Origin of the sequence: Streptomyces sp. NPDC102441, from assembly GCF_044765585.1 — a bacterium.
Lineage (GTDB): Bacteria > Actinomycetota > Actinomycetes > Streptomycetales > Streptomycetaceae > Streptomyces.
Genome location: NZ_JBIWKH010000014.1, coordinates 224510 through 236678, shown reverse-complemented (window position 1 = coordinate 236678; position 12169 = coordinate 224510). Strand labels below are relative to the sequence as shown.

The 12169-nt window shown below is 67.8% G+C and carries 13 protein-coding genes and 1 tRNA gene; 8 read left to right on the top strand and 6 right to left on the bottom strand.

The genetic code is table 11. The features are described 5' to 3' along the window. Window positions 1-19 precede the first annotated feature (19 nt). Window positions 20-643, top strand: a complete 624-nt coding sequence (locus ACIREO_RS29185) for a DUF397 domain-containing protein (RefSeq protein ID WP_404115515.1) — start codon at window positions 20-22, stop codon at window positions 641-643. Between the two features lie 87 nt (window positions 644-730). Continuing rightward, window positions 731-1144 (top strand): hypothetical protein, encoded by a 414-nt coding sequence (locus ACIREO_RS29180; protein ID WP_404115513.1) that lies wholly within the window; start codon window positions 731-733, stop codon window positions 1142-1144. Between the two features lie 78 nt (window positions 1145-1222). Here the strand turns inward: ACIREO_RS29180 and ACIREO_RS29175 are convergent. After that, window positions 1223-1297, bottom strand: a tRNA-Cys gene (locus ACIREO_RS29175). 208 nt (window positions 1298-1505) lie between these two features. On the opposite strand from ACIREO_RS29175, the gene ACIREO_RS29170 reads away from it, so the two are divergent. The 4 genes from ACIREO_RS29170 to ACIREO_RS29155 all read left to right on the top strand — a co-directional run bounded on the left by ACIREO_RS29170 (window position 1506) and on the right by ACIREO_RS29155 (window position 5507). Continuing rightward, window positions 1506-2975 (top strand): MFS transporter, encoded by a 1470-nt coding sequence (locus ACIREO_RS29170; protein ID WP_404115511.1) that lies wholly within the window; start codon window positions 1506-1508, stop codon window positions 2973-2975. A gap of 40 nt (window positions 2976-3015) precedes the next feature. Next, window positions 3016-3216, top strand: a complete 201-nt coding sequence (locus tag ACIREO_RS29165) for a ribbon-helix-helix protein, CopG family (RefSeq protein ID WP_129263580.1) — start codon at window positions 3016-3018, stop codon at window positions 3214-3216. Further along, on the top strand, window positions 3213-3602 hold the full coding sequence (locus tag ACIREO_RS29160; protein WP_404115509.1) for a type II toxin-antitoxin system death-on-curing family toxin: 390 nt from the start codon (window positions 3213-3215) through the stop codon (window positions 3600-3602). Before ACIREO_RS29165 ends, ACIREO_RS29160 begins: the two co-directional genes overlap by 4 nt. 123 nt (window positions 3603-3725) lie before the next feature. Then, complete coding sequence (locus ACIREO_RS29155) at window positions 3726-5507, top strand: DEAD/DEAH box helicase (RefSeq protein ID WP_404115507.1); 1782 nt, start codon at window positions 3726-3728, stop codon at window positions 5505-5507. 66 nt (window positions 5508-5573) lie between these two features. On the opposite strand, the gene ACIREO_RS29150 is transcribed toward ACIREO_RS29155, so the two are convergent. Genes ACIREO_RS29150 through ACIREO_RS29140 form a run of 3 tightly spaced genes read right to left on the bottom strand, consistent with a single transcriptional unit; the run spans window position 5574 to window position 8959 of the window. Next, complete coding sequence (locus tag ACIREO_RS29150; RefSeq protein WP_404115505.1) at window positions 5574-6230, bottom strand: hypothetical protein; 657 nt, start codon at window positions 6228-6230, stop codon at window positions 5574-5576. A gap of 45 nt (window positions 6231-6275) precedes the next feature. Beyond that, complete coding sequence (locus tag ACIREO_RS29145; protein WP_404115503.1) at window positions 6276-8570, bottom strand: hypothetical protein; 2295 nt, start codon at window positions 8568-8570, stop codon at window positions 6276-6278. Then, on the bottom strand, window positions 8570-8959 hold the full coding sequence (locus ACIREO_RS29140; RefSeq protein ID WP_404115501.1) for a hypothetical protein: 390 nt from the start codon (window positions 8957-8959) through the stop codon (window positions 8570-8572). Before ACIREO_RS29140 ends, ACIREO_RS29145 begins: the two co-directional genes overlap by 1 nt. A gap of 686 nt (window positions 8960-9645) precedes the next feature. Between ACIREO_RS29140 and ACIREO_RS29135 the strand changes: the two genes are divergently transcribed. Beyond that, a complete protein-coding gene (locus ACIREO_RS29135; RefSeq protein ID WP_104786256.1) occupies window positions 9646-10287 on the top strand; it encodes an IclR family transcriptional regulator in 642 nt (213 codons plus the stop codon). A 118-nt stretch (window positions 10288-10405) separates the two neighbouring features. Next, the gene (locus tag ACIREO_RS29130) at window positions 10406-11194 is read left to right on the top strand and encodes a S16 family serine protease (RefSeq protein WP_404115499.1); all 789 of its coding nucleotides are present in this window, start codon (window positions 10406-10408) and stop codon (window positions 11192-11194) included. 84 nt (window positions 11195-11278) lie between these two features. Here ACIREO_RS29130 and ACIREO_RS29125 read toward each other — a convergent pair whose 3' ends face one another. After that, entirely contained in the window at window positions 11279-11464 is a 186-nt protein-coding gene (locus ACIREO_RS29125; RefSeq protein ID WP_404115497.1) for a hypothetical protein, read from the bottom strand. Between the two features lie 13 nt (window positions 11465-11477). Next, window positions 11478-12098, bottom strand: coding sequence for an ArsR/SmtB family transcription factor (locus ACIREO_RS29120; protein ID WP_404115495.1), 621 nt, complete (start codon window positions 12096-12098; stop codon window positions 11478-11480). Between the last annotated feature and the right edge of the window lie 71 nt (window positions 12099-12169).

The following is a 12169-nucleotide window of genomic DNA, read 5'->3' as shown; positions in this document are numbered from 1 at the left end:
CGCGCTGTACCGGTCGCGAGTGCCGGCGTACACGGAGGACGAGATCGCCCGGCACGTCGGAGCACGGCTGGAACGGCAGACGGTGCTGTCGCGCACGCCGCCGCCGCGCATCGGGTACGTCATCGAGGAGTCGGTCCTGGACCGGACTCTGGGCGGACCGGAGGTGCTGAAGGAGCAACTGCGGCACGTGCTGGACTGCGTGGAGCGGCACAACCACCTGACGGTTCAGGTGATGCCGTCGGCTCAACACACGCATGCGGGACTGATGGGTCCTATGCAGTTGATGTCCACGGCGGAAGGCCGCAACTTGATGTATGTGGAGGCGCAGGGCGGCGGTAGGTTGATCTCAAAGCCGGAGCAAGTGAGCGACCAGCTCGACCTCTTCGGCATCCTGGGCGCAGGCGCTCAACCCCTGGAAGTCTGCGGAGATCATCGAGACGAAGGTGAGGCAACTGTGAGCGACGGACCCCGGCTGACCTGGTTCAAGTCCAGCTACAGCGGCAACGAGGGCGGTGCCTGCGTCGAGGTCGCCACCTGCCCCCACACCGTCCACGTCCGCGACTCCAAGGTCACCGACGGCCCCACCTTCACCGTCGCCCCTGCCGTGTGGACGGCCTTCGTGACGAGTGCGGCCAAGGCCTGACCGCACCAACGGTCCGTCGCAGTCCAGGCCCGCTGGTTGCTCTCTGTGTCCGGACAAGCGAGTTGAACAACCACTGGGAGATTTCTCATGCAATGGCCGGCGCGACAGGAATTCGATCGTCGGGCTGGACGGCAGCAGAGTTGGGGCGCCGGTCTGATGGCGGTGTCCGCAGCCCTGTTCCTCTGGTTGGGGTACTTGCTGCTGATCCCGTTCAGTGTGCAGGGCCAGGGTCATCTTGATGAAATCGCCTGCGAGGCCCCGGTGTTCTACGACAGCGAGAGCACCTCGTACAGCCAAGGCGCGGGAGAGCTGTGCAGCGCCGAGCGAGACTGGCCGGAACTCCTCGGAATCGGATTTCTTGCCGTACCCCCCGCCGTCGCGGGTGCGGCGCTGTTCACGAGCGGGAGCGCACGCAAGCGGGCGAGTTCCCATGTCTTCCGGATCCTTGAAATGCAGGAGTCCGAGGAGCGGGCCCGGCAGAAGGCGCGGCCAAAATCCTGAGGTGGTGGCAGGCCCGCGCACGCAGAGACGGCCGCCCCCGCGCCATGGGGGCGGCCGTTCCTTTTCGCTTCTCCCGCGTGGAGGCCGTGACCGGATTCGAACCGGTGTAACTCGAGTTGCAGTCGAGCCCCTGAACCTCTCGGGCACACGGCCGTGCGTTTCTTGATCTGCTGTCGACCGTACGGGGCCGGGGTGGCCGGGCCAAGGGGTCCGGGCCGGCCGCAACGTGACTGCCATACCGCGTTCACGTTCGCGGCCCGGGAGAGGCCGAGCGGTGGCCGTGGTCGTACGACGAAGGGACCAGCCTGATCCCGCCCACCGACAGGGGTCACCCGTGGTTGTGGCCCTTACTCTGGAGCGCATGACCGCCCTGGAACCCCGTGACGCCGAGGTCACCGCCGCCCTCGTGGAGACCACCGTCGCCGAACCGGCGGAAAGCGTGCTCGGGCGGACCTATCGGGCGCTCAGCGTCGGCATCGTGTCCGTCGTCCTGCTCATCGCCTTCGAGGCGACCGCCGTCGGTACGGCCATGCCCGTCGCCGCCCGTGAGCTGCACGGCATCCCTCTCTACGCGTTCGCCTTCTCCGCGTACTTCACCACCAGCCTCTTCGCCATGGTGCTCTCCGGGCAGTGGGCCGACCGGCGTGGGCCGCTCGCCCCGCTCGCCACCGGGATCGGCGCCTTCGGAGCCGGGCTGCTGCTCTCCGGGACCGCGGCGAACATGTGGACGTTCATCCTGGGGCGTGCCGTCCAGGGCATAGGCGGCGGTCTCGTGATCGTGGCGCTGTACGTGGTCATCGGGCGGGCCTACCCGGAGCGGATCCGGCCGAGCATCATGGCCGGGTTCTCGGCCGCCTGGATCGTCCCGTCCGTCGTCGGCCCGCTGGCCTCCGGGACCGTGACCGAGCACCTCGGGTGGCGCTGGGTCTTCGTCGGCATCCCGGTCCTCATCCTCCTGCCGCTCGGCCTGGCGCTGCCCGCGATCCGGCGTATGGCGGGAGGGCCCGTGGACGCGGAGGCCGCGGCGGAGCCGTTCGACCGGCGCCGTATCCGGCTCGCGCTCGGGATCTCGGCGGGTGCCGGGCTGCTCCAGTACGCGGGGCAGGAGCTGCGGTGGGTCTCCCTGGTTCCGGCGCTGGCCGGTGCCGCGCTGCTCGTTCCCGCCGTGCGCGGGCTGCTGCCCCGGGGGACCGTGCGGGCCGCGCGTGGGCTGCCTGCCGTGATCCTGCTGCGGGGGATATCGGCCGGCTCGTTCATCGTCGCGGAGTCCTTCGTCCCGCTGATGCTCGTGACCCAGCGCGGCCTGTCCCCGACGCTGGCGGGTCTCTCCCTGGCCGCCGGTGGCCTGACCTGGGCGCTCGGCTCGTACGTACTGGCCCGGCCGAGGATGGAGCCCCACCGGGGGGCCCTCATGGCCGTGGGCATGGTGCTCGTGACGCTGGCGATCCTCGCCGCGCCGAGCGTGCTGATCGAAGCGGTACCGGTGTGGACGCTCGCCGTGGTCTGGGGCTTCGGGTGCTTCGGTATGGGCATGGTGATCGCGTCGACGAGCGTGCTGCTGCTGAAGCTGTCGGCCCCGAACGAAGCGGGCGCCAACTCGGCAGCCCTCCAGATCTCGGACGGGCTGTCCAACGCGCTGCTGCTCGCCGCCGGTGGTGCCGCCTTCGCCGCACTCGGCGGCGGCTCGGTGGGTGCGGCCGCGCACGGGGCCGTGGGGAGCGGTACGGCCACGGCGCATCCCGGGGCGTTCGCGGTGGTGTTCCTGCCGATGGCGGCTGTGGCGCTGGTGGGGGTGTGGGTGGCGGGCCGAGTACAGCCTCGCCGGGAATGAGTGGTACTGGTGTGGCCCCACGCGGTGGTACCGTTCTGGTATGGCCATGAACCTGCGTCTCCGCGACGACCAGACCGAGGCACTCAAGCAGCGGGCCGAGCAGGAGGGCACCAGCATGCACGCGATACTGCTCAAGGCTGTGGACGACTACCTCGCCCGGACGGCTCAGGAAGCCATCGTCCGTAAGACCGCCAAGGAGCAGGCAGCCAAGTGGGGCGAGCTCATGGACCGGCTCAAGTGACCTGCGTCTATCTCTCTTCCGAGGACATCCTCGTCATCGCGGGATACGCCTGCGACGACATGCAGGTCGTCGTGCGGGACGTCGGTCTCCTGGAGTCCGCGGCACACCGTCCGTCCGCTGCCATGTTCGGGGAGGAGGCCTACCCGAACGTGATCGACAAGGCCGCGGCGCTCCTCCAGTCGCTTGCGGTCAACCATCCACTTTTCGACGGCAACAAGCGGACTGCATGGCTGTCCTGCGTCTCGTTCCTGGCGATGAACGGAGTCGATCTGCGCCCGGACATCGATGCGGCGGAACGGCTGGTCATCGCGGTGGCGACCGGCGAGGTGGACGAGGTGAAGGTCATCGCCCAGGGGCTGCGCGAGCTGGTCGTCGCCGAGGTGTGACCGCTGTCGCACTATCCTCCCGAGAGGCGTCGCCCAGGGGGGTTCCGCGCCGCCCGCCGGTAGGGTGGCCCGGTTGTCGTATCGGCAGCCGCCCACGTACCCGAGAGACCCGAACCGGAGACCGTGACTACTACCGCCTCCCACCACCTCTCACCCGCCTTTCCCGGCCGCGCCCCCTGGGGCACGGCAGGGAAGCTGCGAGCCTGGCAGCAGGGTGCGATGGAGAGGTATATCCAGGACCAGCCGCGCGACTTCCTCGCGGTTGCGACGCCCGGCGCCGGGAAGACCACCTTCGCGCTGACCCTCGCCTCATGGCTGCTGCACCACCACGTGGTGCAGCAGATCACCGTCGTGGCGCCCACCGAGCACCTCAAGAAGCAGTGGGCGGAGGCCGCCGCCCGCATAGGCATCAAGCTGGACCCGGACTACAGCGCCGGCCCCGTGAGCAAGGAGTACCACGGGGTCGCGATCACGTACGCCGGTGTCGGCGTGCGTCCCATGCTGCACCGCAACAGGTGCGAGCAGCGCAAGACGCTCGTGATCCTCGACGAGATCCACCACGCCGGTGACTCGAAGTCCTGGGGCGAGGCCTGCCAGGAGGCGTTCGACCCGGCGACGCGGCGGCTCGCGCTCACCGGTACGCCCTTCCGGTCCGACACCAACCCGATCCCCTTCGTCGCGTACGAGGAGGGCAACGACGGCATCCGCCGCTCCTCGGCCGACTACACCTACGGCTACGGCAACGCCCTCGCCGACGGGGTCGTCCGCCCCGTGATCTTCCTCAGCTACAGCGGCAACATGCGCTGGCGCACCAAGGCCGGGGACGAGATCGCGGCCCGGCTCGGCGAACCGATGACCAAGGACGCCATCGGGCAGGCCTGGCGCACCGCGCTCGCGCCCACCGGCGAATGGATCCCCAACGTGCTGTCCGCCGCCGACAAGCGGCTGACGGAGGTACGCAAGGGCATTCCGGACGCGGGCGGGCTCGTCATCGCGACGGACCAGGAGTCGGCGCGCGCGTACGCCAAGATCCTCAAGAAGGTGACGGGGGAGTCCCCTGCCGTGGTCCTCTCCGACGAGAAGGCGGCGTCGAAGAAGATCGACAAGTTCAGCGAGGACGAGTCGCGCTGGATGGTCGCGGTTCGGATGGTGTCGGAGGGCGTCGACGTCCCGCGTCTCGCGGTCGGCGTGTACGCCACGACGATCTCGACGCCGCTCTTCTTCGCCCAGGCCGTCGGACGTTTCGTACGGTCGCGGCGCCGGGGAGAGACCGCCTCCGTCTTCGTGCCGACCATCCCGATGCTCCTCGACTTCGCGAACGAGATGGAGGTCGAGCGCGACCACGTGCTCGACAAGCCGAAGAAGGGCAGCGACGAGGAGAACCCGTTCGCCGAGGAGGACCAGCTCCTCGCTGACGCGGAGAAGCTCGAGGACGAGGAGACCGAGGAGCAGCTGCCCTTCGAGGCGCTGGAGTCCGACGCGGTCTTCGACCGGGTGCTCTACGACGGCGCCGAGTTCGGCATGCAGGCGCACCCGGGGAGCGAGGAGGAGCAGGACTACCTGGGCATCCCGGGCCTCCTCGAACCCGACCAGGTGCAACTGCTGCTCCAGAAGCGGCAGACCCGGCAGATCGCGCACAGTCGGCAGAAGCCGGCGGAAGAGGCGGACCTGCTGGAGAAGGCGGCCGAGAACCGGCCGGTGGTCACGCACAAGAAGCTGCTGGAGCTGCGCAAGCAGCTCAACACGATGGTCTCGGCGTACACGCACCAGAGCGGCAAGCCGCACGGGGTGATCCACACCGAGCTGCGGAGGGTGTGCGGCGGCCCGCCGAGCGCGGAGGCGACGGCCGGGCAGATCCAGGACCGGATCAAGAAGGTCCAGGAGTGGGCCACCCGGATGCGGTGAGCTTGGAGGTCCGACAGGCCCCGGTGCTCGGGCGGTGTGATCCGCGCGTGCACCGGGGCCTCGGTGTTATTCGGACAGGGCGTCGGGGACCTTGGCGGGCAGCTTGGCCTGGGCGGTGCAGCCGAGCTCCTCGGCCAGGGCGCGGGATACGGAGTTGAGGATTGTCATGCGGTCCTTGACGGAGCTGCCGGGTTTCATCTGGTTCTCCAGTGAGAACATGTCGGCCTGCACATAGGGCATTCGGCCTTTGGCTCCCTCAGTGGGGCAAGCGAAGTAAAGATCAGCTCCGATATACCCCGTCGTGGCTGCGTAAAGGCCGAGAGGGTAGATGAATTTGTCGCGATCTCTATTCGGTGCAGCCTCGACCGGGTCCGGGTGGCTCGACTTTGCTGAGAAGCGGATGCTCATGAGCGGATGCCCGCTCTCGTCGTCTTCCTTGTACACATGGCAGCGGTGAGAGAACGCTGCGCCCTGGAGGTGCTTTTCAGCCTCCTCCAGCGACCATCGGTAGTCCTTGTCGCCTGCGATCTGGATCTCCGTGAAACCATCAGTGCCCCCGATGCGCTCCAGCGCGGCGGCCGCTGCAGGGGACAGGGTTCCGTCGCAGACCTGGGAGGACGAGAGCACGTCCGGTTCCTCAACCTCACTGCTGTCATTGCTGCATCCGGTCACCCCAGCGATGACCAGAGCCGCGAATGCAGCCCAGTACGTTGTTGTCTTCATGAACGCTCCGACATGTGCATAGCTGACTGTTTGCTGCACTGCTTGTCAGTCCTCGTGCGGGCTGCGTCCCTGTCGGTCGCCCTGGCCTGACCCTGAGTCGTAGCTGTACTCGATCTCCTGCGTCCAGTTCGCGTCATCGACGAACTCCCCGATCTTCGGATTCCTCTCGGTGTAATCCACGTAGGCTTGCCCGAGTTGCGAGGTGCCCTGATCGTAGAATTGCTGGCTGGTCAATTGTGCCTGCGCCGTGGGGCTCTCTTCGGCGGCGTCGATACCCTTGTCGACCTGGTGGCCGATGAACGTATTGATGGCCTCCCCCGCCGTGTCTGCCACCATCGGTGCAATGACCAGGGCTGCGGCGGTACTACCGGGCAGAGGGACAGCCGCGATACCGCCTCCTACGACCACTCCGGTACCCAGCTTGATCCAGTCCCCGGAACGGCCCAGGGACTTGTTGGCCTCTTCGGAGCCCTTCTCGAAGTCCATCTCCGCCTGCTGTACGCGCGCGTGGTCGAGGATGCCTCGCGCCTCGGCACCAGTAGTCAACGCGTCGTGAGCGTTGTCGATATTCCTCTCACTGGTGGCCGGGTAGGCGTCCAGTGCGCTGAGCGTGTAGAGGTGCTGCGCCGTCGTGACCGCTTTGTGGGATGTCTCGTCCTGTCCCAGAACACTGAGAAAGTTGACGGCGCCGGTGTTGCCGAAGTTCGCCCGCCCGTCGTACTTGGCGGGGAAGGCGCCGTCGTCCTTCGCGTGGTCCCCGATACCCGACAAGCTGTAGTCGATATCGTCGATGTAGGCGCCGGCCATCTTGCCCAGGCTGTCCGCCAGCTCGGACTGCTCGTGCAGCATGTCGGGACCCTTCTCGCTCCCGTACAAGTACGCCACCTGCTCCATGACACCGGCTGCGGCGGCTGTTCGGCGGTCCCCGCTGCCGGGGATCATCGGCTCCTTCCCTGTCATTACATCGGAGTCATACGAGTAGCCGGTGGTGGCGGACTCCATCGCGTAGCCGAGTGCGTCCTTGCCCGCATTGACCTTGGCGTCGCCGTCCAGCGTAGGGTCCGCAAGCCAGATGCGGTCCTGGGTCAGGTACTTGAGGTGCTCGTTGACCTCGCCGTCCTTGTCGACCGTGGCCCCCGCGCCCTCGGGCTGTGCGAAGAACTGCGTGGAGGCTTCCGGGTTGTGGCCCAGGGCTTGCATGAAGCCCGTCATCGGGTCGCGGCCCCGGTCGTTCTTGTCCCAGAAGTTGAGGTCGCCCTGGTTCCAGTTGTTGACCCAGGGGCTCATGTCCTCGACGTTGCGTTCCTTGTCGTACGCGATGAGCTTGTCGCCATAGGAGTTGAGGAACTGGTCGTCGTAGTCACCGAACCGCATGAGGTTGCTCATGACGCCGAAGCCCGTCGGGTCGTTGGCGTCGTCGATGCCGAGCCGGCCCGGGCCCAGCTTCACCATCTTCCCTTCCCACTCCTGCATCTTGTCGCTGTCGGAGATCGTGGCCGTGCCCAGGGTGATGCCGAGGTTCTTCTGGAGCTGCTTCGCCTGTTCGAAGAACTTCGGGTCCCTTCCCATGCCCTGGTACGGGTCGGCGACTCCGGCGTAGAAGTCCAGGATCTTCTTGGGCTCCACCTGGGTGGCGAACCGCTCGGCGAAGAGCGGGTCGTTCTTGTATGCGGCCAGGGTGGTGTTGAGCGTGTTGAGCTCGGTCAGTGTGACGTCGTGCGGGTCCTTCTTGAGGATCTTGGCGAGCTTCTCCGCCTCCGCCACGGCCTTGGCCGCGGAGTCCCGGTCCGCGTAACTGGCGTCGGAGAAGCCGTACTTCGCCTGGTCGACCAAGAGCGTGAGCACCTTGGCGGCCGAGGTGTCGCTCTCCGTGGCGTTCTTCAGGATGTGCTGGATCTCTGTGCAGAACTTGTCGACGTCGTCCTGGGAGTGCTCCGGCACCGTGGTGCCCTTCGCCGCCCGGTCGGGGTGGATGTTCATGGTGACGGTGAAGGCCCCCTCTCCCGTGTCGCGCACGGTGAGGTTCTTCGTCAGCCCGCGCTCGATGGCCGCGTTCAGCTGGGTGCGGTATCCGACCAGTTCACCGCGGGTGTCGGTGATGATCTTCTTGATCGTCTCGGCCTGGGTGTGCGCGTCGGCGAACTCTCCGGCCGTCTTGTCCACGAAGGTGCGGGTGACGGTGGCGTTCTCGCCGGCCCAGTTCGCTTTGTCGGACTTGGCTTTGAGGTCGTCCTTCGCGTCTTCCTGGAGAATCTTGAGCTTGGCGACCATCTGTTCCCAGTCGGTGATCGCCGCGTCCAGGTCGGTGAAGTTCGCGAAGCGCAGGGAGTCGAGATCCATCAGCCGCCCGCCTTTTCGTCGAAGCCCTTGCCGAGGATGTCGATATTGCTGACCACCGTGCCGATGTAGACCTCGTCGCCGGCGTGGGCGCCCTTGGTGTAGTCGAGGTGGTTCGAGATGTGTGCGCACGCGTCCATCAGGGAGCGGACCTGGTCGATCCAGCGTGTGGCCACGTGTTCGAGGGCCCCGCCCAGGGCGAATGTCTCCGTCTTCAGCGTTCCGGCTGCCTTCTGGGTGGAGGCGCGGGCGTGGTCACCGGCCTTCTCGAGGTCGCCGTACATCCGGTACGCGACATTGCCGATCGCCGCCAGATCCTTCTGGTTCACCTTCAGGTCGCCCTGGGGTGGCGGCCCGCCTCCCGCTTCGGGCGGCAGCTGGTTCAACTGCATGCGCGCCGAGTTCCTCTCGGCCGCCTCGGATTTCAGCTGTTCCCATTCGTCCCACGCCATTGGCGGATGCCCTCCCCGTGTCACCGATATATTCCCGTATGCCCCTCTTGCGGTGGGTCTACGGCGGGCCGCTCCATCGATCGGGACCGGCACTTTTCCCAAGAGTCGACCATGCATTGAAGTGATCAATTGTAAGTAATGTGTGGAGAATTGGTAACAGCTGATGCGGGGAGTTTCAGTGCGGAGGTTGCGGGCGTCGCGGTGCCGGAGCGACGCGGGGCGCGCTCCGTCCTTCGGGGCGCGTGAGGGTGTGCCGGGCGCCCGGGCGGGAAGATTTTTACGAAAATTATTCACGGTGTGTTAACAATCGTTCACGCATGATGCACGGAGCGTGGCGGCCGCGTCACCCGACTTGAACGCGCGTAGATGTTCGCGTTCCGGACGGTCCGCCGCTGACCGGCGGTTATGCAACGCCGTCCCGGAGGGAGACCGGATTCTGGACGAGGTCTTCCGCTGAGCGGACTCCCTCGCTAATGTCCCCGAAACATGAACGCCCCGTGGCAGTGTGGCCGCGGAGCGCAGCCGGTGCCATGGCCAGTCGGCGGCCTCTCGGTGCGTCGCCGTGGGACCGGCGTCGGCATTCCGGAGAGACAACCGCCCCGCTCACCACGAGGGAGATGGGCGTCGTGACCGCGGAGACTTCTCAGACGCTCGACCGGGGACTGCGTGTCCTCAAACTGCTCGCCGATACCGATCACGGCCTGACCGTCACCGAGTTGTCGAACAAACTCGGTGTCAACCGCACCGTGGTCTACCGACTGCTCGCCACCCTGGAACAGCACGCCCTCGTCCGCCGTGATCTGGGTGGCCGGGCCCGAGTGGGCCTGGGCGTGCTGCGGCTGGGCCGGCAGGTGCATCCGCTCGTCAGGGAGGCGGCGCTGCCCGCGCTGCGCTCCCTGGCCGAGGACATAGGGGCCACCGCCCACCTCACGCTCGTCGACGGGTCGGACGCGCTCGCGGTCGCCGTCGTCGAGCCGACCTGGACGGATTACCACGTGGCCTACCGGGCCGGCTTCCGCCACGCCCTGGACAGGGGCGCCGCGGGCCGGGCGATCCTCACCGCCCGGCAGAAGACGGTCGACCACCCGGGCTACACCCTCACCCAGGGCGAGCTCGAAGCCGGTGCCTGCGGGGCGGCGGCGCCGCTCGTCGGGGTCTCCGGCGTGGAGGGCAGCGTGGGTGTGGTCATGCTCGCGGACGCCGTGCCGGAACGGGTCGGGCCGAGGGTCCTCGACGCGGCCCGTGAGGTCGCCGACGCGCTGCGTTAGAGCGACCGGCTGCGGTGCCGGCTCCGGCCGGCCGCCGCGCCGGCCTGCGACCGCCCGCGGTGCCGGATCCGCGCCGGGGCGGTCGGAGCCGGCGGTGCGCGGCGGATAGATTGGTCGGGTGGCCATTCGTCTCTCTCGCCCCCGCGTTCTCGCCCTCTGCGCGCTGCCGGTCCTCGCACTGTTCGGTACGGCCGCCTTCGCGCCGCTGCCCTTCACCCTGGCGCAGCCCGGCACCACCGCGAACGTCCTGGGGGACGACAAGGGGGCACCGGTCATCACGATCAAGGGCGCGCCGACCCACCCCACCGACGGCAAGCTGCTGATGACCACGATCCTCGCGACGTCGCCGACGGCCGACGTCGGCGTCGGGGACGTGGTGGACAGCTGGTTCAGGACGGACCGGGCGGTCATGCCGCGAGACGCCGTCTATCCGACCGGTGGCTCCGAGAAGGAGATCGAGCAGCACAACCTCCAGGACATGGAGGAGTCGCAGAACGTCGCCGTCGACGCGGCTCTGAACTACCTGGACATGAAGCCCGGTTCGGTGGACGTCACCCTGCACCTCGCCGACGTCGGAGGCCCGAGCGCGGGCCTCTTCTTCTCACTCGGCATCATCGACAAGCTCTCCGACAACGGCTCCGGAGGCAACCTGACCGGCGGCCGCACCATCGCCGGTACGGGGACGATCGAGTCCGACGGTACGGTCGGCCCGGTCGGCGGGGTCTCCCTGAAGACGCAGGCCGCCCGGCGTGACGGGGCGACCGTCTTCCTGGTGCCGAAGGCCGAGTGCAACGAGGCGAAGGCCGAGCGGCCCGAGGGCCTGCGGCTGATCTCCGTCACGACGCTGAAGAGCGCGGTGTCCTCGCTGCGGGCCCTGGACCAGGGGGGCAAGGCCCCGGGCTGCTGACCTGCGGCTGGGGGCCCTCCATGGTCCGCCACGCGGGGAAGACCAGCGGGCTCAGCGTCGCCAGGAAGTACCCCCCGTCCACCGTCAGGCCGTTCGTGCGGCGCGCATGGGGTGCGGCCGGCTCTGTGCCAGCCGGAGGCCCAGCTCGATCATCGTCCAGCCCATGCGCTGGCGCAGCCGGGGGCGTGGTTGCGGGCTGAACTCGACTGCTTCGCGCTGGAGTTCGGTGGCCCGGTAGGTGTGCAGCAGGGTGTGGATGTCGCTGTGCATGACGGTGATCCCCTCAGTCGGTGGGGCGCGGGAAAACGTGCACGTGGGTGCGGACGACGGCTGATCCCTCGGTGTCCTCGGGGACGCGGCCGCGGTAGCTGTTCACCAGCTCCTGCATCTTCTCCGCGAGCTCCAGGGAGAGCTCCGGGGTGAGACGCACCTTGAAGTCGCTGAGGTCCCAGCCCCGGCGCCACTCCTCGGGCCATTCGTGCATCGTCCCCAGCCAGGTGTTCAGCTCCTGGGTGTGTGTGCCGGCGACCTCGTGAAGGACGATTCCGATGGCGCCGCGTACCTCGGGGTCCGGGTGCTGCAGGAAGTTCTCGCTGTGCCCGAAGGACGTGCCCATGTGGACGGCCTTCCACCACCGCTCGCGCCCCTTGCCGCGCTCCGGGTCGTCCTCGACGAAGCCGTACGTCGCGAGCTGGCGCAGGTGGTAGCTGGTGGCCCCGCTGGACTCGCCGAGCCGGTCGGCGAGTCCAGATGCGGTGGCGGGGCCGAACTCCCGCAGGGCGTTCAGCAGCCGGATCCGCAGGGGGTGTGCGAGGCCACGCAGGGTGCGGGTGTCGACGTGGTGGATCTTCAGGTCATCGGCATGCGGGGAGGTGCCGTCTTCCGACGGCTCGTTCGTGGGCATGTCACGACCATAGAGTTGCAAAGACAGCTTTGCAACACGTTTTTTGCAACGACTTCTTTGGAAGTCGCCGT

Excerpts from the sequence above, each read along its gene's own strand:
- ACIREO_RS29180 (WP_404115513.1), top strand. The coding sequence starts at position 731 with ATGCAATGGCCGGCGCGACAGGAATTCGATCGTCGGGCTGGACGGCAG.
- ACIREO_RS29170 (WP_404115511.1), top strand. The coding sequence starts at position 1,506 with ATGACCGCCCTGGAACCCCGTGACGCCGAGGTCACCGCCGCCCTCGTG.
- ACIREO_RS29165 (WP_129263580.1), top strand. The coding sequence starts at position 3,016 with ATGGCCATGAACCTGCGTCTCCGCGACGACCAGACCGAGGCACTCAAG.
- ACIREO_RS29150 (WP_404115505.1), bottom strand. The coding sequence starts at position 6,230 with ATGAAGACAACAACGTACTGGGCTGCATTCGCGGCTCTGGTCATCGCT.
- ACIREO_RS29145 (WP_404115503.1), bottom strand. The coding sequence starts at position 8,570 with ATGGATCTCGACTCCCTGCGCTTCGCGAACTTCACCGACCTGGACGCG.
- ACIREO_RS29140 (WP_404115501.1), bottom strand. The coding sequence starts at position 8,959 with ATGCAGTTGAACCAGCTGCCGCCCGAAGCGGGAGGCGGGCCGCCACCC.
- ACIREO_RS29125 (WP_404115497.1), bottom strand. The coding sequence starts at position 11,464 with ATGCACAGCGACATCCACACCCTGCTGCACACCTACCGGGCCACCGAA.
- ACIREO_RS29120 (WP_404115495.1), bottom strand. The coding sequence starts at position 12,098 with ATGCCCACGAACGAGCCGTCGGAAGACGGCACCTCCCCGCATGCCGAT.